A 23,953-nucleotide genomic window follows, 5' to 3' on the forward strand; every position below is an offset into this window, starting at 1 on the left:
ACGGTTCAACTAGGCACGAAGCAAAAGCTTCGCGCTACCCGAAAAAATGGTGCTGCAAGGCTATCCTGACGGCCCTGATGCTGGCAGCTGGCACGGCGCAGGCCCAGGAATACGTGCGCCCCACGCCCGACCTCGACCGGTTGACGCAGGAGCTGTTTGCCGAAATCCAGAGCGACCAGGTGCCCTCCGAGGACCTCTACGAAACGCTGCTGCAGTACTACCAGACCCCAATCAGCCTCAACACCGCCACTCGCGAAGACCTGCGCGGCCTGCTGCTGCTCTCCGAAAACCAGATCAGCCAGCTGCTCACGTACCGCCAGCAGCGAGGGCCGCTGCTGAGCCTCTACGAGCTGCAGGCCGTGCCCGGCTTCGATTTGCGCACCATCTACCGGGCCGCGCCCTTCGTGACGGTGCAAACCGCCGGCGGCACCAACGGCCTGCGCGGCCCGCTGTGGCAGCGCGTGTTCAAGGAAGACAACAACGCCCTGTTTCTGCGCTACGAGCGGGTGCTGCAAACCCGCACCGGCTACACCGCCGCCCCGCTCGACAGCCTCGGCCGCGGCCCCACGCGCTACCTCGGCTCGCCCGACAAGCTGCTGCTACGCTACCGCGTCAGCCACGCCAAGGATTTCAGTTTGGGCGTAACGGCTGAAAAGGACGCCGGCGAGCAGCTCGCCTGGAACCCCAAGGGCCGCCAGTACGGCGCCGATTTTCTGTCGGCGCACTTTGTGGTGCAGGAGCGGGGCAAGCTGAAAACCCTGGCTGTCGGCGACTACCAGCTGCAGTTTGGGCAGGGGCTGCTGCTGTCGTCGGGGCTGCAGGTGGGTAAGGGCGCCGAAACCATCACCACGCTGCGGCGCAGCTCCATTGGGGTGCGGCCGTACTCTTCCATTCTGGAAAGCACGTTTTTCAGGGGCGCAGCCGCTACCGTGGAAGTCACGCCCACGGTGCGGGCCACGGCCTTCGTGTCGAGGAAGCGGGTGGATGCCAACGTGCAGCTTGCGGCTGACTCGTTGGCCGAGTTCGACGAGTTTTCGTCGGGGTTTCTGCTGACGGGCTTCCACCGCACGCCGTCGGAGCGGGCTAACCGCCAGACGCTGCGCGAAACCGTGGCCGGCGGCAACCTCAGCTACACCAGCCGCAGCGGCCACCTCGCCGCCGGCCTCACCGCCGTCGACACCCATTTCGACAAAGCCATTCAGCGCCGCCCCGAGCTGTACAACCAGTACGAGTTTCGCGGTACGCACAACCTGGCGCTGGGCGCGCACTACACCTACGTGCGCGGCAACGTGCTGGTGTTCGGCGAAACAGCCCGCAGCAGCAGCGGCGGCTGGGGTACCGTGAACGGTCTGCTGGCCAGCCTCGCGCCCACCGTCGACGTGTCGGCGCTGGTGCGCCACTACACCCGCGACTTCCACACGCTCTACGGCAACGCCCTCAGCGAAAACACCCGCAACATCAACGAAAGCGGCCTGTACCTGGGGCTGAAGGTGCGGCCGGTGGCGCGCTGGGAAGTGTCTGCGTACTACGACCAGTTCTGGTTTCCGTGGCTGAAATACGACGTAGGCGCCCCCTCACGCGGCCACGACTGGCTGACGCGCATCACGTACGCGCCCACCAAAACCAGCCTGCTCTATGCCCAGCTGCGCACCCGCCAGAAAGCCTACAACCCGTCCTCCGACCAACCCATCCCGCAGCCCGAGCCCACCACCCGCCACAGCGTGTTGCTCTACTACGACGCCAACCCCACGCCCACGCTGGGCTTGCGCACCCGCGTGCAGGGCAGCCGCTACCGCGCCACCGACGCCAGCCCCTGGCAGCGCGGCTACGTGCTGGCCCAGGACGCCTCAGTGGCAGTAGGCCGCCGCCTGCGCCTCACCGCCCGCTACGCCCTCTTCGACACCGACAGCTACGACACGCGCCAGTACGTGTTCGAGCAGGACGTACTCTACGCGTTTTCGGTGCCGGCCCTTTCGGGGCAGGGCACCCGCGTCTACGGCATTGCCGAAATCAGCTGCACCCGTCAGCTCACGCTCTGGCTGCGCCTGGCCGAAACCCACTACCGCCACCAAACCACCGTCGGCTCCGGCCTCGAAGAAATCCAGGGCCCTCGCCGCACCGAGTTCAAAGCTCAGGCACGGTATCGGTTTTGAGGCTTGTACAATCTATTTAGAACGTCATGCTGAGCTTGCCGAAGCATCTCTACCTCTGGCTAATTAATGCCAACACAACGAAGCAGTAGAGATGCTTCGACAAGCGGACGCCAGATGAGGCATGACGTGCGCAAGGTTTTCAGGTAGCCTAGACTTACTCGTGCCAACACATAAAAAAGGCGGCCCCCGAATCGGGAGCCGCCTTTTTTATGCGTTGATACTCGGTGCCGACTACTGTTTCAGCAGGCGCACCACGGCGGTGCCTTCCGGCATGTCGAGGTGGAGCTGGTAGACACCGGTGCTGAGCTTGCTCAGGTCGAGGGAGTGCTTGAGCGGAGCGCCGCCTTTGTTGAGGGCAATGCTGCTTACGGTGCGGCCTACGGCATCCGTCACGCGCAGCGTAACGAGGCCGCGCTGGGCATTGTCGACGCTCACCTGGAACTGGCCGGTGCTCGGGTTCGGGAACACCTCCACGCCGCGCAGCAGGGCCGCGTTCTGGCTGGAGAGCGTCGTGATATTCACGCAGCTTTCGTTGGTGTATACCGAGTTGCCGGTAGTATTGATGGCCCGAATGCGGTAGCAGTAGGTACCGTTAGCGCCAGCAATCTGGTCGGCGAAGAACGTGGTGTTGGGGGCCACGGTGGTCAGCAGCGCGAACGTGTTGTTGTTGGCGCCGGTGCGCTCAATCTGGAAGCCGGTTTCGTTGTTGGAGTTGTCGGCCCACACTAGGTTCACGTTTGCGCGGTTGTTGGTCACGCCGTTGAGCAGCGTGAGCAGAGTAGAAGGAGCAGCCGGCAGCTCAGCCAGCGTGCACAGCTCTAGGCTCCAGCCGGTCAGCTGGCCGCCGTTGCTGGCGTTGTTGTCCGAGATAGTCAGCGTCCAGTTGCCGTTGGCGGGGTCGTTGAGCAGCGGGGCAAACGAGTTGGCTGGGCGCACCGTGGCGCCGCTGGCCAGTGGGCAGGTCACGGCCGTGGCCGCATCGTCGCTCAGGTTCACGTTCAGGTCGGCGGTGCCGGGGCATACGTTGGCCAGCAGCACTACCGTCCGGCCAGCGGGGTTGGTCAGCGAAATGGTCAGTTCACCCACGTTGGGGTGGGTGATGGCCAGGTTGCGGATACGGATGTTGCCCACGCGCTCGGCGTTCTGCACGTTTATGGTCGACGTCACCGTAGGCGTCGTGCCGAACGGAATGCTCACGGGAACCTGCGTGGCGGCAATCGGCGCGCAGGTTACGGAGCCTACCAGGAACGAAGCCGCGGCCGAATACGGAGCCGTGCTGCAGGGGCTCACGCCCCGCACCCGCCAGAAATAGGTGGTGCCCGTGGTCAGGGGCAGCGTGGCTACCGTGAAGTTGGTGGCGGCAATGTTGGCCTGCGTGAGCAGTACGTTGCTGAAAGCGGCGTCGGTGGCTACCTGCACCTCGTAGGTGGTGGCATTGGGCACGGCGTTCCAGGTCAGGCGGGGGCGGGGGCCTACGCGCTGAGCGCTAACCGGGCTAACTGGTACGGCCGTGGCCGTGGCGCTTGGCAGCACCGTGAAGGTGAACTGCTGCGTCTGGGTGATGCTGCCGCTCACACCCGTCAGCGAGATGGTGTAGTTGCCACCGGCGGTGCCGGCTGCCACGTTCACGGTCGCCTGCACGGTGGTACCGGCGGCTGGGGCGTTGTTGTCGTAGGAAACCGTAACACCGGCGGGCAGGTTGGCAGCCGACAGGGCTACCGCGCCGCTGAACGACTGAATCTGGCCGATAGCCAGCGGGAACGAGAAGCCAGCGCCGGGGCAGATGGCCGGAATCTGAGCGGCCGTAGGCGCTAGGAAGAACGTGGGCTGACCCGAGTTGGTGATGGTGAAATCCTGGTTGGACAGGTCGAAGAATACGTTGCCAGCGGCTTTCACCTTGATGCGGGCCGTGGTGGTGGCTGCTACCGAGGTCGGCACCGTTACCACGGTGTAGCCATCGTTCGGGGTGTTGGCTTGCAGCACCGTCGGGAACGTGCGGCCGCCGTCGGTGGAGAGCAGCACGTCTACGTTGGCGGCGTTGATGGGCGCGGCCGTGGTGTTGGCCACGTCCCAGGCTACCTGCTGCGGCGCGCCGGCCTGCCACGAGGCTGCCGACGTGTTTGGCAGCGTCACCAGGAACGGACCAGCCGTGCCGATTACAGCCACGTTCATCGAGTCGTAGTCAACCCCGCCCCCGCCTACGCGGTTGTCGCGGGCTACGAGGCGGAAGATGAGCTTGCGGGCATACGAGGGCAGAATTTCGCCCCGCACCTGCACGTTGGTCAGCAAAGCACCGGGGGTGCCGGCCGGCGTGAGCGTAGCCGGGAAAGTGCGCGTAGGCGAAGTTACGGGCGAGAAAACGCGGAAAATCGGCGCGTTGCCGGTGGGCGAGTTAGGCGCGCCGCCGGGGCCGAGGTTGAACTGTTCCCAGCAGTAGGTAAGTGGGTCGCTGTTGGCGTCGGTGGCTGAGCCGGTCAGCTCAAACGGGGTGCTGAGCGGAATGGCGTAGTTGGCGCCGGCATTCACCACGGGGGCGTTGTTGCCGGTAGCGGTGTTCACGCCGCAGTTGCCGCCGTTGGTCATGTGCGCTACCAGCTCATCGAAGCTGTAGGAATGGAAATACGGGTCGGAGTTGGGCTGCGTGTTGTCGGTGCCGCAGATGCCGGCATAGGCCATGATGGTGGTGCCGGAGCCAGGCTCGTAGGCCGCGTTAGCCGAGCGGTTGCCGCCGGCGCAGGAGCCTACCGTACCGTTGAAGGTGTGGTTGCCGCCAAACTGGTGGCCGATTTCGTGGGCCACGTAGTCGATGTCGAAAGCATCCCCGAACGGTGCGGGCCGGCCGGTCATGCCGCGGGCCTTGCCGGTGGTGGCGCACAGGCTGCGCAGCTGGGCCACGCCCCCGTCGCCGGTGGCGAAGATGTGGCCGATGTCGTAGTTAGCCTGGCCGATGCGGGCCGTCACTACCGTCTGGTTTTCTGTCAGCAGCGTCGTGGACGAGCTGTTAGTGAACGGGTCGGTGGTGCCGTCGAGGAACACCAGGGTGTCATTCTTGGGCACCAGCACCAGGCGGGCGGCTACTTCCTTCTCATACACCCCGCTCACGCGGTTCACCGACGTCACCATCTTCGACAGCGTCAGGGCCGTGGTGGGGGCGGCCGGAGCGCACACGGCTACCGCGTATTCGCCGGTGCAGGACACGGCCAGGCGGTAGGTGCGCAGCGTGGCGCCGTTGGGCACGGCCACGCGCAGCGGCGGCGCCAACACCGTGCCGGCCGCGCTGCTGGCGCCCGGCGTGAGGCACTCAAAGCGCACGTTGTCCTTGTTCATGGCCGTGCGGTCGAACACCAGGTGGGTGTTGCTGCCGGTTTCCGCGGGGTCGATGAACACCGTCCGGCTGCCGCTCATAATCATGGCGTGGAAGCCGGCCGGCGACACGTCCAGGCGGGCCGTGGCCGCCGGATCGTCGATGCCCTGGGCTTCGTAGGTGCGGATCTGCGGGTATTTAGCGGCCAGCTCGGGCAGCATCACAGGCACCTGCACGATGCGAAAGCGCTGCGAGGTGCCATCCGGCAGCGGCAGCGACACCACGGTGCCGGAGTTGCGCGCGCCGGAGCCGGCCTCGCGGGGGGCGGTGGCCAGGGCATCGCGCATGGCCGGCAGCTGCACCGTAACGGCCCGGTACTGGCGCAGGGCCTGCGTGGCAGAGCGGGCGGCCGGCTGGGCGCCGGTGGCATCGGCCCACAGCACGCGTTGGGCGGAGGCCATGTGCGGCAGCCCGGTCGCCGCTAGCAGCAGGCCGCCCAGCAGCGCCGGACGCCATGTATTTCTTGGCAGAGTAAAGCTTGGTAACATAGAAGAATGGGTTGAAAAAAAAGGAAGTCAACAAGAGTCTGGTGCCCTAAGGTACTGGTTTTGCTGAAGGTGTAATGCGTTTAGAAGGGTATTTTACCTGAAGGTAGCTTCCACCCAATAGCCGGTGCCCACGCAGCGCGGGGCGGGCGTAACCGGCACAGATATAGAGGGATGTGCCAGGCTGGCTTCGGGTATAGCCTGGCCGCCTAATGCAGAAGGCCCGCCGGAAGCAGTTCCGGCGGGCCTTGGGCAGGGAGGAGCAGCTTGCAGGGTCAGGCTTCGGTTTTCACCAGCACCACCTGTGCCTTGTCAGCTTGGCTGATGCGGCGGCGGAATTCCTGGTAGGCCGGATATTCTTCGCGGGCAAAGCGGGTGCGGGGCATGAGCAGGCGCCGCACGTACAGCAGCGTGCCATCGGGCTGGGCCTGCACCTGGCTGGAATAGGTGCCAAAAGCTGTCGTCAGCTGCACCTGGGCCGGCAGGCTTTCGGGCTTGAAGCCGGCGGGCACGTGAATCCGGACGGTATCGGCGTAGCTGAAGGCGTTGTCGAGCCAGACGGCCGTGCGCCGCTCGCCCGCGGCCGCCGGCAGCGCGCTCCAGCGGCTGAGCAGGTTGGGCGTCAGAAACGCCCGCTTGCCCGACACCGAGGCCCAGCCCGGCAGCGTCAGGCCCAGGTTTTCGGTGAGCACCGGCACCGGCTGCCGGTGGTCGGGCTGGTAGCTGAGCTTGCTGATGCTGAAGTTGGCCAGCGGCAGATGCTCGGCTACGGCCTTCTTCTGATCGGCTAGGTTCTGGGAGGAGGCCAGCCCCTCGTAGGCGTCCTGCTCCAGGCCCGAAAGCCGGGTCCGGACACTGGCCGTGGCGCTGCCCTGCGCATCCAGGTACACGTCGGCCAGCCGCTCGCGGCGGTTGTCGGCAGCCAAGTACTGGGGCGTGCGCACCAGCCGGCCACCCTGGGGCGTCACGAGCAGCGCGTGGCGGTTGCCGGTGAAGCTGCTCATGTAGCCGAACGGGTTGGTCTGGCTGGTGCACTCCAGCCACACGGTGTCGGGCTTGGCGGCCTTGTTCAGCGGCACGCACAACACCACGTGGTTGAACTGCTGGCTGGGAAACTCCGTGCGGATGTCTTCCTCGTTGGCGCGCACCAAAGCCGGGTAGGCCGTGATGCCCGCGGTTTTCAGCAGGGCCTGGCAGTAGTTGGTCAGGGCCTTGCAGTCGCCGTAGCCATTGGCGGCTACGCTGCTGGCCGGAAAGGTCTGCCAGCCGCCAATGCCCAGCTGCACCGAAATGTAGCGCGTGTTGGCCTGCAGCCACTCATACACTTTCCGGATGCGGGCCCGCTCGTCGGTTTCGCCCTGCAGCAGGGCCTGCACTTTGGCCTGCACGGCGGGCGGCAGCTCGTCGCGGCCGGCATTGAGCTGGTAGTTCCAGAGGCCCAGGGTCTGCCACGAGGTAAGCGTGCCCAGGTGGCCCTGCACCTCAAACTGGGTGGGGGCGGTGTACACGGCGGGGGCGGTTTCGCTCACGGGCGGCCCGTCGGGCTCGGCTTCCACGGCGGCCAGGTTGTGCACCTGCCACTCGTAGGCCTGCCCGGCGTCGGCCGTTGGGGTTTTCACGGCCGCCGTGCCGGCGGGCAGGGCGCGCTCCTGGTAGCGCAGCGCCAGGCCGGCTGGCATCAGCACCCGGAACGTGGCGTGCTCCACGGCCAGCTGCTCGTCGGGCTGGGGCTTCCAGGTGGAGTAGAAGAGGGTGTTGGTGGAGTTGATTTCGTACTCAAACTCCACCGTGTACGGGTACACCGGCTGGCGCAGGTCGGCGAGGCGTCCCCGGCCGTCGTTGGCCAGGCTGAAGCCGTCGGACAGCGAAATGTCCTTGATTTCCGAGCTTTTCAGCGTGCGCAGCACGCGGCCGTCGGCGGCGTAAGCCGTGCCGCGCAGGTAGCTGACCGTGTTGAGCTGGTCGTAGTACACCAGCTTGCGGGCGTAGTCGGCCCCGGCCTCGTCGAAGATGGTGACGGCCCGGCGCACGGTTTCCACGGTGCGCCCCGCCGATTTCACCACCAGCGTTTCGTCGGAGCGACGCACCACGGCGTGGGCGTTTTCGCGGAGCGGGGCCGCAATATCGGCTACGGGGTAGCTGGCGGGTGTGCCGGCCAGCGCCACGGAGCCAGGCAGGCAGGCCGCCAGCAGCAAACTCAGGCGGCCGGCAGTGCGCGGGAAGTGTAGCATACGGCTCACGATTTCTTTTTAAGAACGATCTGCTCGGCCTGTTTGGCCACTACCAGCCGGTAGAACTCGCGCAGGCTGGCATATTCTTCGGCCGAGTACACGGCGCGGCTCAGATTCAGGCGGCTCATCAGCTGCACGGTACCGTCGGCGGTGGGCTGGGCCTGGAACAGGAAGCGGCCGCCGTTGTCGGGCAGGCTGATGGCCGTGGGCTTGGGCAGCTCTTCTACTTCATAGCCGGCCGGCAGCGTCAGGGTCATCATCACGGTTTCGTCTACGGGGCAGCCGAAGTCCACCGGAAACTGGCGCGACTCGTGCACGAACGGGTTTTTGCTGTTGCCGAAGTGCTGCAGGGGCCGCACGTACAGCAGGCCCGCCGGGGTATCGCCGCCGGCTGCTGTCAGCTCGTAGTCGAAGTTCAGGGACTTGGTCAGGTCTTCGCGCTGGCCGAACTGGTACTTGCTCACGTTCCAGCCCTCGCGGCCGGTCAGCAGGTCTTCCACAAACTTCTTTTCGCCTTTCTCGCGCAGCCGGCTGCGCTGGGCCGAGCCCGCGTAGCCGCCGTGCTCGGAGTGCACCTTGCCCGTGTAGCCGCCTTTCTCGTCCAGCACCAGCTGAATCTGCTGGTACTCGGTCAGGCGCTGCGTCGGCTGCAGGCTCACCCACCGCGACTCCGCGGCGTTGGGCATAATCAGGCGGCCCTGGCCGTTGAGGCAGCGCGTGGGCAGCATACCGCAGGGCAGCAGCTCCTCGGTGGCATCCACCAGCATTTCCTTGCCGTCGGGCAGCGGCACGTGCGCCACCACGTAGTTGAAGCGCGAAAGCATGGGCATGTAGTTGGCATTGACGGCGCCATGCTCGCGGGTGCTCACCAGCACGGGGTTGGCCTGGAAGCCCGCCTCGCGCAGAGCCGCAATCAGCAGCAGGTTCACGTCGGCGGCGTTGCCGCGGTGCTGGTCGTAGGCTTTGCGCACCGAGCCGGAACTGTAGAGCTGGTCGCGGCCATCGTATTTCACGGCACTGCGCACCAGCGCGTGCACGGCGGCCACGCGGGCCGCCGGGTCTTTCTCCTGCGCCAGCAGCGGCGTGAGCTTGTCTTTCAGAAAGCCGCCCCGCCGCAGCTGGGCCCCAAAGCCTTCGGCCGTCAGCAGCTCCTCGTTGATGCTCTGCCAGGTGCCGGCTACCGCCTTATAGCCCTGGCCGGGCCACTGCAGGCCGGCCAGCTCGAAGTCGATGCGCGCCACATGGTCGCGGGAGGCGGTCATGAACGGCTCTTCACGAAAGGCGGGTGCGTTCTGCACCGCCCAGCGGTGGTTGGTTACCTGGGCAGTTATGGTTTCAGCGCCGCGTCCACCCGCGCGCCCAGGCTCAAAGGCGGAAGAGGAGCTGGTATGCACTGTGAACTGTCCCTGGCCCTGGGGATGCTCATTTACAGCCAGCGACAGGTAACCCTGCATCAGCATCTTGTAGTCAAAATACTCCGGAATCTGGGCTCGGTACTCGCTCCAGCGTACCGGAATCGACTGCTGAAACTGCCAGTCCTGGAAGTTGAACAGGAAATCCGACACAACGGTGTAGCTGTACTCAATTACGGCGCCTTCGCGCACGTTGGGCAGCGTGAACTTGCGGGTGGTGGTGTTGGGCCCGGACTCCTCGCGGAAAGTAGAGGAGCTTTCCAGCTTTTCCTTCACGATTTCCCCGTTTACGAGGTTGTAGGTGAAGCCTTTCAGGTTGGTGAGCTTTTCCTCGCTATTGTTTTTGTGGTAGAGCGGCACTTCCACAGTGGCCCAGTCGTAACCGGCTTTCTGCAGAATCTTGATGCGCGTCACCCGCTCAAACACGGTCTGGAACCCCTCGCCGGCAGGCCCTGGCTCGAAGCGGGAGCGGCCAAAGTCGCAGAGTACCACCGCTTCGGCAGCAGTGTCGGCCACGAAGTTTTTGGGGTCGAAATCCTTGAGGTCGGGCTTGCCAAATTTAATGGGCTCGTTCTGGCCCAGGGCGGGCGCCGTAGCGGCACTGCCCAGCATTGCCAGCAGTGCAAGCCGGCGCAGTAAAGATGTTAGCATCGTCAACTATAAAATGAAAAAGTAAGCTCAACAGGCGCACAGCTTTTGCCTGCCAGCAGCAGGAAAAAGAAGATAAATGGATAGCAACAGGTGGCAGGAAGTAGCGGGGCAGAATAACGGAATTCTAAAGCTCCGCATTTTTAGAATATTCGCCAATATTCAAATGAAGAAATAATGAAGCGCGGCTATTTCCGGCTCAGTACCAGCATTTCTCCGCACTTAGCAGCCGCCTGCTGGTGCAGCTCGCGCAGGGCGGCGTATTCGGCCGGGCTGTACTCGGCGCGGCTGAGCTGCAGGCGGGCCATAAACTGCACGGTTTCCGGGTTGAGCTGCGTGACTTGGTACTGAAACCGGCCCCCGGCGTTGGGCAGCGCCAGCACCACGCTGGCCGGTAGCTCCTGCACCGTGGTGCCGGGCGGCAGCGTGAGCGTCACAAGGGAAGTGTACTCATGGGGCATGGCAAAATCCACCGGATAGTGGCGGGTGGGCGCGCGGAACTGGTACGGAACGGCGCCCAGCAGCCGCATAACGGGCAGGTAAAGCAGCGTAGCCTGTGGGTTATCGGGAGCCGGTAGGTGCAGGGCCATTTCTACAGCCACGGCAGCCTGGGCGGAGTCGGATAGCAGGAGTTTGGGCGGCGCGGGCTGCCATTCGGTCCACTGCCGCTGCAGACTGGCTAGGTAGTCGGCCACGGAGGTCTGCCGGATACTCCGCCGGGCTTCCAGGCCGGCATAGCCCTGGTACTCCAGCTTGAGGCTGCCATCGAGGGCACCTTGCTCCGTGAGATGCAGCTTGGCCGTCCGGAACTCCAGGTGACGCGCAGCCGGCCTGATTGTGAGCCAGCGACCGGAGGCGTCGGCTAGGCAGCCCTGCCCGTTGAGGCAGCGCTCGGGCAGCAAACCCGCCGGCAGTTGGGGCTCGGTGGCATCCAGCAGCAGGTCGGAGCTGTCGGGTAGCTGCACGTGGGCCGCCACGTAGTTGAACTGCGAGAGGGCCGGCACCAGCTGCTGCATCTGGCCGTGGCCGCGGGTACTCAGCAGCAGGGGCGTGGCGGTCAGGCCAGCCGCGCGCAGGGTGCTCACCAGCAGTAGGTTCACGTCGGCGGTGTTGCCGAGGCGCAGCTCCAGCGTGCGGCGCACAGGCTGCGAGCCAAACAGGGCAGTTTTGCCGTTGTGCTTCACGGTTCGCTGCACCAGAGCCAGCACGGCCGCCGCCCGGTCTTTGGGGTCGTCGTGCTGCTGGCGCAGGGTTTTGGCGGCGGCTGCCAGCGGCGAGCGGCCACTGAGCAGCAGGCCGAAATGCTCTTCCTTCTCAAGAACCTTCCAGAGGGCCGGCCATTTGCCCGTAACGTCCTGGTAGTCGTGGCCGGTGAAATCGGTGCCAGCCAGCTCGAAATGCACGCTGCGCATGTAGTCGTGGGGCGTGGTCAGGAAGGGCTCGGTTCGGAAGGCCGGTACGTCCTTCATCACCCAGCGCAGCTGCAACGCCAAGGCCGACAGGTGACTGTCCTGGCCGGGAGCCAGCCCCTGCGGGCGCGAGGAATAGGTGGTGGTATAGGGCACTACCGTTTCCTCCTTCACCGCAAACGGCAGGTAGCCCCGCGTGATGGTTTTATAATGATAAAACTGCGGTAGCGTGGCGCGGTACTCGCTCCAGCGCACCGGAATGCTGTGCTCGAACTGCCAGTCCTGCAGGTTGAAAATGAAGTCGGAGGTGATGGTGTAGCTGAACTCCACAATCGAGCCTTCCCGCACCGCCGGCATGGTAAACGACATCAGCACGTGGTTTTTGTCGAGCTGCTCGCGGAAGGCGGGATCGGCGGCCAGCTTGGTTTGCACCACCCGGCCGTCCTGCAGGTTGTAGGTGCTGCCCTTGAGGTTGGTGAGGCGCTCGTACTGGCCGTCGCGGGTGTAGAGGGGCACGCGCACGGTGGCGTAGCTGTAGCCGGCCTTGCGGTGGATCTGCAGGCGGGTGGTGCGCTCGAATAGCACCTGAAACTTGTCGTTGCCGCCCACCAGGCGGGAAGTGCCGTAGTCGCAGAGATATTCGGCTACGGCCGCGGCAGTATCGGAAGCCGCCGGAGCCGGCACGAAATCAGTGGACCGGACGCTGCCAAACTTAATGGGCGGGGCGGGCGCCTGCTGGGCAAAGGCCGGGGTAGCCACCGAGACACCCAGCAGCATAAGCAGTAGCCGTAAAAATATCGTCATAGCAGAAAACACAGCGGGAAGCCGGAAAGCGGAGCGTTTGAGAGCTAGGGCTTCTGCACCACAATGGGCTCGGCCATTTTGGCCAGGGCCTGGGCGTAGAGGGCACGCAGTGCGGCGTATTCCTCGGGTTGATAGTGGGTTTTGGTGAGCAGCAGGCGGCTGGAAATGGCCAGGGTCTGCGGAGTTGGCTGGCTGATGCTATAGATAAAGCGGCCGCCGTTGCCGGGCAGACTCAGGTTGGCATCAGTCGGCAGCGTGGTAGCCGTGTAGCCTTGTGGCAAGGTTAGCGTCACCTGATACTCGGCGCGGCGCGGGGCCGGCAGGTCTACCGGATAGCGCCGGTCTTCGGTCTGGAACGGCGAAGCGGCGGGGGCCAGCGCCTGCAGCGGCCGCACATACAGGGTGCGGCCGGCGGCTTCCGGGGCCGGCTGGTGCGCATCGAGGGCCAGCACCATCGGGGTGCCTGGGGTGGTGGCCGCTTCGTCCCGGCGCTTCACCGTCCAGTCGGGATGGTCTTTTTGCCACTGCACGAGCAGGTCTGGCCCCGCCCGGCGGGCCGGCGAGGCAGCATAGCCGGCGTACTCCTGCCGGATGGTACCGGCCAGCGCGCCGGCGGCATCCAGCTGCAGGGTGGCGCGCGTGAACTGCAGATGGGGCTGCGTGGCTACCAGCGGCACCCAGCGGCCCGTCGGGCCCAGCAGGCGGCCCTGCTCATTCAGGCAATGCTCGGGCAGCATATCCACCGGCAAAGTTGGGTCGGTGGCATCGAGCAGCTGTTGACCCGCTGGCAGGCCGGGCACGTAGGCTATCGGGTAGTTGAGCTGGGTGAGTACCGGCAGGTCGGTTTGTACCCGGCCATTGTCGCGGGTGCTGAGCAGCAGCGGCTGGGCCTCCAGGCCGGCGTCGCGCAGGGTACGGATCAGCAGCAGGTTCACTTCGGCGGCGCTGCCGTGGCGACGCTCACAGACTTTTTTCGGCGTTTCAAAGGCATAGAGCCGATTTTCGCCGGTGTAGCCTACGGCCTGCTGCACCAGCGCCCGGGCGGCGGCGGCACGGGCGGCGGGGTCGGGGTGGGTGGTGCGCAGGGCGGTGGCGGCGCTGGTCAGGGGCGTAGACTGCTCCAGGTAGCCGCCAAAGTTCTTGTTTTTCAGTAGTTCCTGCTCTATCTCAGGCCAGGTGCCCGCCAGATACCTGGGCGGCGTGTTGGGCTGAAACTGAATCCGCTCCAGCTCAAAGTCCACCCGGCTCAGGTAGTCTTCGGGCGTGGTCAGGAAGGGTTCCTGGCGGAATGCGGGGGCGTCCTTCAGCACCCAGCGGCGGTGCACGGCCTGCGTGCTGATGCTGACGCTGCGCTCCTGGTTAACGGACTTGCCGTGGCTATCAGGGGGACTTTGGCTATAGGCCGTGGTGTAAGGCTGCACGGTGCTTTCATCGAACGCAAACGGCCAGTAGGTGTGGCTGACTTCCTTGTAGCGAAAAAAGGAGGGCAGCACCGCCCGGTACTCGCTCCAGCGCACCGGAATCGACTGCTGAAACTGCCAGTCCTGTAGGTTGTTCAGGAAGCCGGAGCGCACCGTGTAGGTAAACTCCAGGATGGAGCCTTCGCGCACGTCGGGCAGCGTGAAGGCGTATTCGTCGACGTACTCCGATCTTTTGTGGCTGAACACGGCCTCGGTGCGCATGGGCGTTTTGAGCAGCTTGCCGGTGCCCGGCTCCAAGTTGTAGGTGAAGCCCTTGAGCTGCATCAGATTTTCCCGGATGCCGTCGCGGTGGTAGAGCGGTACCTGCACCGTGGCGTAGGAATAGCCGGCCTTGCGGTGGATGCGCAGGCGGGAAGTCCGCTCAAACAACAGCTCGAAGCCATCCTGCGCGCCTACAATCCGCGACTGCCCAAAATCGCACAGAACCTCTGCCGCCGCCGAATCGGCCGCGGCCGTCGGGGTGAAGTCGTCCTTGGTAACGCTGCCGAACTTGATGGGTGGGGGCAGTAGTTTCTGGGCACTGAGTGGGCCCGCCAGTACCAAGGCCAGGCCTGGCAGCGCCAAACGGCGCACTACGCGAAGCAACATGGGATAAGAGATAGGTAAAGGATAAGAGCTAGCCAGAACACTGCCGGCACTATTTTGCACTCTCCAAATATAATAGACGGCTGGTAAGAATTGAGTAGCAGGTGTTGAGTAGCAAGTATTGTGGTTTTACATAAGTGTCTGTATGTAATTGGTTATTGAGATAATGAATGCTCAATATTAAATACTCGGTACTCAATACTTGGTACTCCCTACGCCACTGGCTGCTTGCTGCGCACGCCCACCAGCAGGTACACCAGTGCCAGCATGAGGCTCAGGCCGTGCCCGTAAGGCAGGCGGGAAAGCTGGTTGAGCAGGTTCGGAAAAAAAGCTGAAAAGGTTGGAAGTATTAAAAAAAAAAGAACATGTTTGGCCATTGCTTTAGTAGGTATTTCTAACCGGATTACTCTTATGAATATTACACTACGTGCCACCGGCACCCTGCTCGCACTTGGCCTGTTCACTGCCTGCGACAAAGACAAAGCAGGTCCTGACATCTGTGAAGGGCAGAAGATTCCGAAGCTTACCATGCGCTTCCTCGAACAGACGGGTACGCCCACGCCTGACACAGCTTTCACGGGGCAGACGATTACGTTTGAAGCGCCTGGCCCACCTTATAATGCCTATGAATGGCAGGTAGGTAGCACGGCTAACACGCGCACCACCCGCAGCTTCTCTCTTAGCTTTGGTAATGATGTAACCGGCCAGATTCCGGTGCGCTTAATCGCTAAGCGCCGTGCCGACCCAGCCGGTTGTCCGCTTTTAGATGATGGTGTAGATACGCTCACACGCGTACTCACGCTTATTCCGCCCGGCGACCTGCGCGCGCCCATCTATGGTAAGTTTCAGGGGGCCAACCGCCACGCGCCACTGGATACATTCACCGTGCGCGTCTTTTTGGGCGGCAACTATATTTATCCCAACAACCCGGCTGCCCCACGCCTGAATTACTTATATAACTTAAGTAAAGGGTGTCGCTCTCCCTCCTTCACTGTTGGGCTGCGCTGGAACGGCATTTCGTTTAGCTACGGGCGCAATGATTTCGGCTGCCTTACCCCTCTAGGCAAGGGCTACCTGACTACGCGCGACAGTATCCGGATTGAGTACAATGAAGATACGGCACCTGGCAATCCGGTTCGCCGCGACAAAGTGTTCTTGGGCCGGCGCATTCGCTAGCGCCCTATGATAATGCCCTGCTTGTAGTGGTAATTATCTAAGCTGATAGGATGTCGGCTGGCGGAGTTGTGTGCTCTCTACGCCACCGGCTGCTGCCGGCGCACGCCCACCAGCAGATACAGCAGCGCCCCCAGCACCAGCGTCAGGCTCATGGCGTGCACGTAGGGCAGGCGCGAAATCTGGTTGCTGAACAGCCAGCCGCCCAGCAGCGCGCCTAGCCCGATGCCGGCTTCCAGGGCAATGTACATGGTGGCCACGGCCCGCCCGCGCCGCTCGGGGTGGCTCAGGTCGATGGTCCAAGCGTAGAGCGTGGGCGAGTTCAGGCCCGTAGCAAAGCCGAACAGCACCGCCGCGCCCAGAAACAGCGGCACCGAGTGCTCCACCAGCGTCATCAGCCCCAGTGACACGGCCAGCAGCGCCGTAGACCAGCGTAGCACCGGTACCCGGCCGTAGGTGTCGGAGGCGCGGCCGGCCAGCAGGCGCACCACCAGCGAGGCCAGCGTGTAGCAGGTATAAAACAGACCCTTGCTGTGGTCGGCTAGTCCCAGCGCCTCGCTCTGGTCGGGCACCACCGTCAGGATTGCCCCGAATGGGAACAAACACAGCAGCGTCACGAGGGCCGGGGCCAGCACCTGCGGCTCCAGCACTTCGCCCCAGTTCAGGCGCAGCAAGCTCCAGCTGAACTTCTGGCGCTGGGACTGGGGCAGGGTTTCGGTCATGGTGCCCTGCACCGCTAAGCTCAGCAGCGCCAGCCCCGACGAGCAGTAGAAAAGCGTATTAAGCGAGGTAGCGGCCGTGATAAGCGGGCCCAGCGCCGGACCGGCGGCCATGCCCAGTGAGCCGGCCACGCCCAGCAAACCCATGGCCTCGCCGCGGCGCTCCAGCGGGATGATGTCGGCGATGAAAGCGGCCGTGCCGGTGGGTTTGAAGCCGGTGCTGAAGCCGTGCAGTAGCCGCAGCCCCAGAAACCCCGCCACGGTGGTGGTCCAGGGATAAAAGAAGCCGCAGATAAAGCACACCAGCGAGCCGAACACCATCACCGGAATGCGCCCCACGGTATCGGCCAGCTTGCCGCTGAACGGGCGCGAAAGGCCGGCCGTGAGCGTAAACAGCGCAATGATGAAGCCCTTGTACTCGCCGCCGCCCAGCCGCGTGAGGTACGCAGGCAGCTCGGGCAGCAGCATGTTGAAGCTCATGAAAAAAAAGAACGACGACAGGCACATCAGCCAGAAGCCGGCACTGTAAGTACGAGGGGTGGTAGCGGGCATGGAACGCAAAGGTACGGCCCGGGCGCGGGTGCCACGACCAAAACGGCCACTATTTGGGTGCCGCCGCTCAGATATCCGCCGGCGGCGCGGCCAGCGTATCCATCACCTCATCTGCCGGTGCCGGTACCACCAGCGAGTCAGCATCGAGGATAACCTGCTCGTCAATTGCCGCCGCAGAGTCGGCTGCCGCTTCGGTTGGCGTTAGCTGAATAGTGTCGGGCTGGATATCGAACAGGGTAGGGGCCGCTGCTTCCTCGTTGCCATCGGTACGGGTGGCGTTGGAAGGAACGGTGGCAGCCGGTTTGCGCAGCAGGCCGGGCAGCTGCGCCGCGCCCCAGATGCCGGCCCCCGCCAGCAGGGCCACGGCCCCGGCCAGCGCCACGCGCGGCCACTGCAGCCGCCAGGTAGCCGGCGCTGGTGCTGGTGCCGGCCGCCGGGTGGCGGGGCGCGCCGCCGGCGCGGCCGCCCGGGCCGGAGCGCTGGTGAGAGCGGGAGCCGTGGCGCTGGCTGTGGCGGGCGGCACCGGCCGCGCCGGAGCCGGTGCGGCGGGCAGCGGAGCCGGGGCCGCCGGCCGGGCCTGCAACTGCTGCAGCTGCTGGCTGAGCTGCTGAATCCGGGCGTCTAGGTCGCGGTTGCGGGCGTCCGACTCGGCGCGGGCTGCCTGGATGGCGGCTTCCAGCGCCGCTTTTTCGTGGGCTTCGGCGGCAAGCTGGGCCTGCAGGCGGGCGGTTTCGGGGGCGGCAGCGGAGGCTTCGGTGAGCTGCTGCCGGAGCTGGGCAATGGTCTGGTCGCGGGCGGCTTCGCGGGTTTGCAGGGCCTGGGTCTGCTCGCTCACTTCGGCCCGAATCTGCTGCCGGATCTGCTCCAGCCGGGCTTTTTCCTGTTGGCTGTCGGCCAGGGCATCGGGGGCGACGGGCGGCGCGGCGGCCCCATAGGGCGGGTCGGCGGGCACATCTTCGGCCCCCAGCCAGCGCCAGAGTTGCCGCGCTTTGCGGGTCAGCAGGTCGTCGGTGTCGTCGGCAGGCAAGTCAGTGCTAGGCGCCGACGTGTCGTCTTCATCCGGCTGCAGCAGGGCCGTGGCCCAGGCATCGAGCGTTTCGGCCGGCAGTTGCTGCAACTTATCCGCTGGCAACTGCTGGTGCGCCAGCCGCAGCACTGACTGCGGCTGGCGCACCAGTTTAAACCGGTTTTCGATGGGCAACTGATGCAATTGTTCTTCCAGCCCGCTTTCGATGTGCAGCAACTCCTGAAAAACCGCCATAGCTCCGATGGAATCAGGCGTAATAGCCGGCAACAGCGGCTGCCCGGCCAGCCAGGCGGCCAGCGCCGGCCGCTGCCGCTGCAGCTGCTGATATGGGTTTTCGGAACCCATGAAGCCGGGCAGCGGCTGGCCGTCGAGCAGCCAGGGGCCGTGTGTGAGGTGGTCGGTGCTAAGGTGGCGGCCGCCGGGCAGTAGCTGCAGCACGGCCACGCCGTATGGCAGCAGCAGCACGGCGTCCAGTAGCTCGTCATTGAGGGCCAGGTTCAGCAGCAGCACGCCTTCCCTGAGCGCCGAGAGGCTTTCCTGCAGGGCCTCGGCGCGGGTTTCGGCGGCCGCGCTGGCGTAGGGTTCAAACAGAAGGCAGTGCAGCATAGCGGCAAAAGAAACGACGGAAAACGGCGTAAAAGTACGGCGGGCGGCAACAGAACCCCGTTGCCGTCCGCCGTACTTCGTCAGGATTGGGCTTTGCCGTCTGCACGTCCTACTCCAGCACCACGCGCCGCACCAGCCTGCCCGGCGCGGCGCCTTCCATGCTGAGTAGATACGAGCCCGCCGGCAGGCCCGCTGTGGGCAGGGCCAGAGCTGCTCCACTGAAGGACACCGCCCGCACCACCTGCCCGGTGAGCGTATGCAGCGTAGCCACGGCCGTGCCGGTATGGCCCGGCACCCGAACCTGCAGCACGGTCCCGGCAGCAGCCGGCACCGGCCACACACTCAGTTGCTGAGCAGTTGTTGCGCTGGCCACCGGCAGGGCGTTGCGGTTGAGAAACACGCGCCAGCCGCTCACACCCTGAGATTCCCGATACAGCACCACCAGGTCCAGGTCGCCGTCGTTGTCCAAGTCGCCGCTGGCTGTCAGGTTGGCGGACAGGCCCAGGATGGTGGAAAACAGCGGGGCGGCTTCGCTGAACGTGCCGCGGCCGTTGTTGGTGTACAAGCGCAGCTCCAGCCTACCAGACGCCGTCAGCGCATCAATGTCGCCGTCGCCGTCGATATCGCCAATCGGCTCGGAGTTGGCTTCAAACGGGCTGTTGAACGCGAAGCCCGGCCCCTTGGTGAAGTTGCCCTGGCCGTCGTTGGCCATTACCGAGGAGCCCCACAGCATATCCAGGTCGCCGTCGCCGTCGAGGTCCTGCAGCGGAAACTCCACGGCGCTGCTGCTGCCCAAGAAGAGCTTGGTTGAAAAGCTGCCCGTGCCATCGTTGCGAAACCAGCTTACCCCGAACGTATCCTCCGACACCAGCACATCCAGGTCGGCGTCGTTGTCGAGGTCGGCCAGGGCGCAGCCGCGCACGGTGAAAGCGGAGCTGGAGCCGGCCAGGTTGCCGGAGCTGCTGAAGCTGCCGCGGCCGTCGTTGAAGTGCACGCTGCCGTCCACCACATCCAGGTCGCCGTCGCCGTCCACGTCGCCCACGGCGAAGCTGGTCCCGAACGAGTTGCGCAGGCGTTCCTTACGGCTGAAGGTGCCGCGGCCATCATTGAGCCAGACGGTGGTTTCGTTGCGGGGAAAGCCGGAGGACATGTCGGTAATGGTCTGGCCCACAAAATCCACGTCGCCATCCTGGTCGAGGTCGGCCAGCTCGAAGCCCCACACCTGCACGTTGCCCGGCAGCAGCGGCACCGGGCTGCCAAACTGCCCCGCGCCATTGTTCAGGCACACCAGCAGCGGCGGCGAAAGGGTAGCGGTGCCCACGTAAAATTCCGTAACGAGGTCCAGATCGGTGTCGCCGTCGATGTCGGCCAGGCGCAGGCGCATGGGGTAGGCGTAGCCGTACGTCTGGCTGAAGCCCGGCGTGAAGGCGCCGGAGCCGCCCGCGTCGGCCGTGAACTGCCACACCGCCGGGCGGGCCAGCGGCAGGCCGGTGCTGCCCCGCACACCCGTCGGGATGATGGCCGTCAGCGGCTCGCCGGCCTGGAAGGGCCGGGCCGCAGAGAAGGTGAGCGTGCTGCCGCTGGCCGTGGTGGTGCCCAACTGCCGCCCCGAGTAGCGGCCATATACGTGCAGCTGGTTGGTGGGCGCGCTGCCCACCGGCCCCGAAAACGTGGCGTCTACCGTTGTGGTGCGAACGGCCGGCCGGTTGGGGGCCGGCGAGAAGGCCGCCAGGCTGATGGTCGGCAACGCGGTGCCGTTGTTGAGCTGCCACTGCACTTGGGAGTAGCCCAGGCCCAGCACATCCACATCGTCGTCGTCGTCGAGGTCGGCCAAAACGAGGGCGCGGGGCGGCTGGGTTAGTGTAAGCGGGGTACCGTCGCGGAACTCGCCGCGGCCATTATTCAGGCGAACCAGCACCCGCCGGTCCTGGTCGTTGCCCAGCAGCAGATCCAGGTCACCGTCGCCGTCGAGGTCGTTGGCGGCCACGCAGGGCATCGTGCTGTTGATGGAGCCAATAGGGTAGTTGAAGCCGCCCCCGAAGCTGCCCTGGCCGTTGTTGAAGCGTATGCCCACCATGGCGCCGTCGTAGCTGAAGTTGGTGCAAAGCAGGTCCAGGTCGCCGTCGAGGTCGAGGTCGGCCAGGTCGAGGGCCTGTGCATTACCGCCCACGGCCACGGCTGGCGCCGGCAGCAGCCCGGCCACGCCCGCGTTGAAAAAGGGTATCACGCTCTGCGCGGCGTTGTGGCTGGCCACCACATCCAGGTCGCCGTCGTTGTCAATATCGGCGGCGGCCACGGTGGCCTCCGTGCTCAGGCCGATGCGCGCGTAGGTCCACTGCACCGGAAAAGCGCCGCGGCCATTGTTGAGGCGCACCCCTACAGCCCCGCCGCCCACGCTGCCGCTCATGTTGCAGCTGAAAAACATATCCAGGTGGCCGTCGCCATTGAGGTCGGCCAGCCCCAAACCCCGGCCCGCGAGGCCGCCCAGCGCGCCGCTGCTGCTGCCCGCGCCCCCGAAGCGGCCCTGCCCGTCGTTGGCGTACACGTTGTAGAAGCCGCTGCTGCCGTCGGTGGGCTGTTCCAGCGTCACCAAATCCAGGTCGTGGTCTTCATCCACGTCGGCCAGGGTGGCGGCCATTGCCCGGCGGGTCAGCGGCTGGTCGGGCACGGCCACCAGCACGCCCCGCCCGCTGTTCAGGCGTAGCGCCAACTGCCCATCCCGGTCCGACTGAGCGTCGTTGAGCGTCAGGACGTCCAGGTGGCCGTTGCCGTCCACGTCGCCGCTCAGCAGCAGGCGGCCACTGGTGTTGATGAGGCTGCTGCTGCCGCCGCCAAACACGCCGTTGCCACCGCCACCGGCCGAAAACTGCCAGACCTGCGGCCGGGCCAGAGCCCGGCCGGCGGCGTTGCGGGCCAGCGTATCCACGGTAGCCCACAGCTTTTCGCCGGCTCTGAACCGGGTGCCGGGCGTGAAACTGAGCTGGTTGCCGCTGAGCGTGGCCACGCCGGCCAGCCGGCCGCCGGCCTGCGCGCTGTACACGCGCAACGCTTGCTGCGAGCCGGTCCGTAGCGGCTCCGAAAACTGCACGGTCACGCTTGTGGCGCGGGCCGCCGGGGCATTGCGGGCCGGCGCCAGACTCTGGATAGTGGGTTGGGCCAGCGCGTGGCCGGCTAGCAGCAGACCGGCCGCTGTAAGCGCGGTTTGGAGCGCCTGCAAGCGGATAATGCGGAGTAAGCGTGTAAGCATAGAGGATAGATGAAGTCAGAAAATCAAATATAGGGGAGTGCCTGGCACACTACCGCCCGCGCCCCGCTCGGCCACTGCCAAAACGGCCGCCGCCGCACTCCGGCCCGAAGTGTGCCGTACACAGCTTCTATGGCTCGTTCCGACTCTTTCTTTTCCACGATTTCCGCCAAAAAGCCCCGCCCCGACGGCAAGCCCGCCCTCACGGTGCGGGAGCGGTTTTCGGCCCTCAAAAACCTGCCCGCGTTTCTGCGCCTGATCTGGCAGACCAGCCCGGCGCTGGCCCTCGGCAACATGGCGCTGCGCCTGTTGCGGGCAGCCCTGCCGGTGGCCATGCTCTACGTGGGCCAACTGATTCTTGACAGTGTAGTGCAGCTTAGTAGCCAGCCCGTGGAGGCGCGGCAGCTCACGCCGGTACTCACGCTGGTGGCGCTGGAGTTTGGCCTCGCCATCTTCTCCGACGCCCTGGGCCGCGGCGTGGCCCTGCTCGACTCGCTGCTCGGCGACCTGTTCGCCAACCAGAGCTCCATCCGGCTCATGGAGCACGCCGCCCGGCTGGACCTCGACCAGTTCGAGGACAGCGCTTTCTACGACAAGCTGGAGCGGGCCCGCCGCCAGACTCTCTCGCGCACCGTGCTCATGTCGCAGGTGCTGAGCCAGGCCCAGGACGTCATTACGATGGGCTTTCTGGCCGTGGGCCTCGCTGCCTTCAACCCCTGGCTGCTGCTGCTGCTGTTGGTGGCGGTGGTGCCGGCGTTTCTGGGTGAAAGCCACTTCAACGAGCGCAGCTACTCGCTGGTACATGGCTGGACGCCCGAGCGGCGCGAGCTGGACTACCTGCGCCAGACCGGCGCTTCCGACGAAACGGCCAAGGAAGTGAAGATCTTCGGCCTCTCGGGCTTCCTCGTTGACCGGTTCCGCACCCTGTCCGACGACTTCTACCAGAAAAACAAGGACCTCGTGATTCGGCGGGCCGGCTGGGGCGCATTTTTCGCGGCCGTGGGCGCGGCCGGCTACTACGCGGCCTACGTGTACATCATCAGCGAGACGGTGCGCGGGCGCGTCAGCATCGGGCAGCTCACGTTTCTGGCCGGCTCGTTTGCCCGCATGCGGGGCCTGCTCGAAGGTATTCTGAGCCGCTTCAGCGCCGTGGCCGAAGGGGCGCTGTACCTGCAGGATTTCTTCGACTTCTTCGCGCTGCGGCCGCGCATCGTGCGGCAGGAGCTGACCGGTGAACGCCCGGTACCCTTTCCGCGGCCGATCAAGCAAGGGTTTACGTTTGAAAACGTGGGCTTCAAGTACCGCAACACCGATAAATGGGCGCTGCGCAACCTTAGCTTCCAGCTGCAGGCCGGCGAAAAGCTGGCGCTGGTAGGCGAAAACGGAGCCGGCAAAACCACCCTCGTCAAGCTGCTTTCCCGCCTCTACGACCCCACCGAAGGCCGTATCCTGCTCGATGGCTACGACCTGCGCGAATACGACCCGGCCGAGTTGCGCCAGGAAATCGGGGTGATTTTCCAGGACTTCGTGCGCTTCCAGCTGCCGGCCGGCCAGAACCTGGCCGTGGGCCGCATCGAGCAGAAAGACAACCAGCCGCGCATCGAGCAGGCCGCCCAGCAAAGCCTCGCCGACTCCGTTATTGCCAAGCTACCCGGCGGCTACGAGCAGATGATTGGCCGCCGCTTCAACGGCGGCGTAGACCTAAGCGGCGGCGAGTGGCAGAAGATTGCCCTCGGCCGCGCCTACATGCGCGACGCCCAACTGCTCATCCTCGACGAGCCCACCGCCGCCCTCGACGCCCGCGCCGAGTACGAGGTGTTCCAGCGCTTCAAGGAGCTGACCCAGGGCAAAACCGCCGTGCTCATCAGCCACCGCTTCAGCACCGTGCGCATGGCCGACCGGATTCTGGTCATCGAGAACGGGCAGTGCCAGGAAATCGGGAGCCATGAGGAGCTGCTGGCCCGCGGCGGCCGCTACGCCGAGCTGTTCCGCCTGCAGGCCGCCGGGTATCAGTAGGAAGATTAGCGAAGTCCGGGAGTGTGGGTATTTTTCGGCAAGTG

Annotated in this window: 12 protein-coding genes; 3 read left to right on the forward strand and 9 right to left on the reverse strand. The window is 65.2% G+C overall.

Going from position 1 to position 23,953, the window contains the following annotated elements:
- Positions 1-77: 77 nt before the first annotated feature.
- Positions 78-2,153, forward strand: a complete 2,076-nt coding sequence (locus tag O9Z63_RS01420; RefSeq protein ID WP_270127481.1) for a ComEA family DNA-binding protein — start codon at positions 78-80, stop codon at positions 2,151-2,153.
- A gap of 231 nt (positions 2,154-2,384) precedes the next feature.
- On the opposite strand, the gene O9Z63_RS01425 is transcribed toward O9Z63_RS01420, so the two are convergent.
- From O9Z63_RS01425 to O9Z63_RS01450, 6 genes are all read right to left on the reverse strand, one after another.
- Complete coding sequence (locus O9Z63_RS01425; RefSeq protein WP_270127482.1) at positions 2,385-5,918, reverse strand: reprolysin-like metallopeptidase; 3,534 nt, start codon at positions 5,916-5,918, stop codon at positions 2,385-2,387.
- Between the two features lie 359 nt (positions 5,919-6,277).
- Entirely contained in the window at positions 6,278-8,233 is a 1,956-nt protein-coding gene (locus O9Z63_RS01430; RefSeq protein ID WP_270127483.1) for a DUF3857 domain-containing protein, read from the reverse strand.
- Between the two features lie 5 nt (positions 8,234-8,238).
- Complete coding sequence (locus O9Z63_RS01435) at positions 8,239-10,296, reverse strand: DUF3857 and transglutaminase domain-containing protein (RefSeq protein ID WP_270127484.1); 2,058 nt, start codon at positions 10,294-10,296, stop codon at positions 8,239-8,241.
- Between the two features lie 185 nt (positions 10,297-10,481).
- Positions 10,482-12,506: a DUF3857 domain-containing protein gene (locus tag O9Z63_RS01440; protein ID WP_270127485.1), complete on the reverse strand. Its 2,025-nt coding sequence runs from the start codon at positions 12,504-12,506 to the stop codon at positions 10,482-10,484.
- A gap of 44 nt (positions 12,507-12,550) precedes the next feature.
- A complete protein-coding gene (locus O9Z63_RS01445) occupies positions 12,551-14,575 on the reverse strand; it encodes a hypothetical protein (protein WP_270127487.1) in 2,025 nt (674 codons plus the stop codon).
- A gap of 209 nt (positions 14,576-14,784) precedes the next feature.
- Positions 14,785-14,949, reverse strand: a complete 165-nt coding sequence (locus O9Z63_RS01450; protein ID WP_270127488.1) for a hypothetical protein — start codon at positions 14,947-14,949, stop codon at positions 14,785-14,787.
- A 34-nt stretch (positions 14,950-14,983) separates the two neighbouring features.
- Between O9Z63_RS01450 and O9Z63_RS01455 the strand changes: the two genes are divergently transcribed.
- A complete protein-coding gene (locus O9Z63_RS01455) occupies positions 14,984-15,748 on the forward strand; it encodes a hypothetical protein (protein ID WP_270127489.1) in 765 nt (254 codons plus the stop codon).
- 77 nt (positions 15,749-15,825) lie between these two features.
- On the opposite strand, the gene O9Z63_RS01460 is transcribed toward O9Z63_RS01455, so the two are convergent.
- The 3 genes from O9Z63_RS01460 to O9Z63_RS01470 form a co-directional block, all read right to left on the reverse strand.
- A complete protein-coding gene (locus O9Z63_RS01460; protein ID WP_270127490.1) occupies positions 15,826-17,016 on the reverse strand; it encodes an MFS transporter in 1,191 nt (396 codons plus the stop codon).
- 67 nt (positions 17,017-17,083) lie between these two features.
- On the reverse strand, positions 17,084-18,649 hold the full coding sequence (locus O9Z63_RS01465) for a hypothetical protein (RefSeq protein WP_270127491.1): 1,566 nt from the start codon (positions 18,647-18,649) through the stop codon (positions 17,084-17,086).
- A gap of 109 nt (positions 18,650-18,758) precedes the next feature.
- Positions 18,759-21,896, reverse strand: a complete 3,138-nt coding sequence (locus O9Z63_RS01470; protein ID WP_270127492.1) for an FG-GAP-like repeat-containing protein — start codon at positions 21,894-21,896, stop codon at positions 18,759-18,761.
- A 129-nt stretch (positions 21,897-22,025) separates the two neighbouring features.
- Here O9Z63_RS01470 and O9Z63_RS01475 point away from each other — a divergent pair, with 129 nt between their 5' ends.
- Positions 22,026-23,909 (forward strand): ABC transporter ATP-binding protein, encoded by a 1,884-nt coding sequence (locus O9Z63_RS01475; RefSeq protein ID WP_270127493.1) that lies wholly within the window; start codon positions 22,026-22,028, stop codon positions 23,907-23,909.
- The last annotated feature ends 44 nt before the right edge of the window (positions 23,910-23,953 follow it).

This window comes from Hymenobacter yonginensis (assembly GCF_027625995.1).
GTDB classification, from domain to species: domain Bacteria; phylum Bacteroidota; class Bacteroidia; order Cytophagales; family Hymenobacteraceae; genus Hymenobacter; species Hymenobacter yonginensis.

Coding starts and splice junctions, on each gene's coding strand:
- O9Z63_RS01425 (WP_270127482.1), bottom strand. CDS start 5,918: ATGGCCTCCGCCCAACGCGTGCTGTGGGCCGATGCCACCGGCGCCCAG.
- O9Z63_RS01455 (WP_270127489.1), top strand. CDS start 14,984: ATGAATATTACACTACGTGCCACCGGCACCCTGCTCGCACTTGGCCTG.
- O9Z63_RS01430 (WP_270127483.1), bottom strand. CDS start 8,233: ATGCTACACTTCCCGCGCACTGCCGGCCGCCTGAGTTTGCTGCTGGCG.
- O9Z63_RS01465 (WP_270127491.1), bottom strand. CDS start 18,649: ATGCTGCACTGCCTTCTGTTTGAACCCTACGCCAGCGCGGCCGCCGAA.
- O9Z63_RS01445 (WP_270127487.1), bottom strand. CDS start 14,575: ATGTTGCTTCGCGTAGTGCGCCGTTTGGCGCTGCCAGGCCTGGCCTTG.
- O9Z63_RS01435 (WP_270127484.1), bottom strand. CDS start 10,296: ATGCTAACATCTTTACTGCGCCGGCTTGCACTGCTGGCAATGCTGGGC.
- O9Z63_RS01470 (WP_270127492.1), bottom strand. CDS start 21,896: ATGCTTACACGCTTACTCCGCATTATCCGCTTGCAGGCGCTCCAAACC.
- O9Z63_RS01440 (WP_270127485.1), bottom strand. CDS start 12,506: ATGACGATATTTTTACGGCTACTGCTTATGCTGCTGGGTGTCTCGGTG.
- O9Z63_RS01420 (WP_270127481.1), top strand. CDS start 78: ATGCTGGCAGCTGGCACGGCGCAGGCCCAGGAATACGTGCGCCCCACG.
- O9Z63_RS01450 (WP_270127488.1), bottom strand. CDS start 14,949: ATGGCCAAACATGTTCTTTTTTTTTTAATACTTCCAACCTTTTCAGCT.
- O9Z63_RS01475 (WP_270127493.1), top strand. CDS start 22,026: ATGGCTCGTTCCGACTCTTTCTTTTCCACGATTTCCGCCAAAAAGCCC.
- O9Z63_RS01460 (WP_270127490.1), bottom strand. CDS start 17,016: ATGCCCGCTACCACCCCTCGTACTTACAGTGCCGGCTTCTGGCTGATG.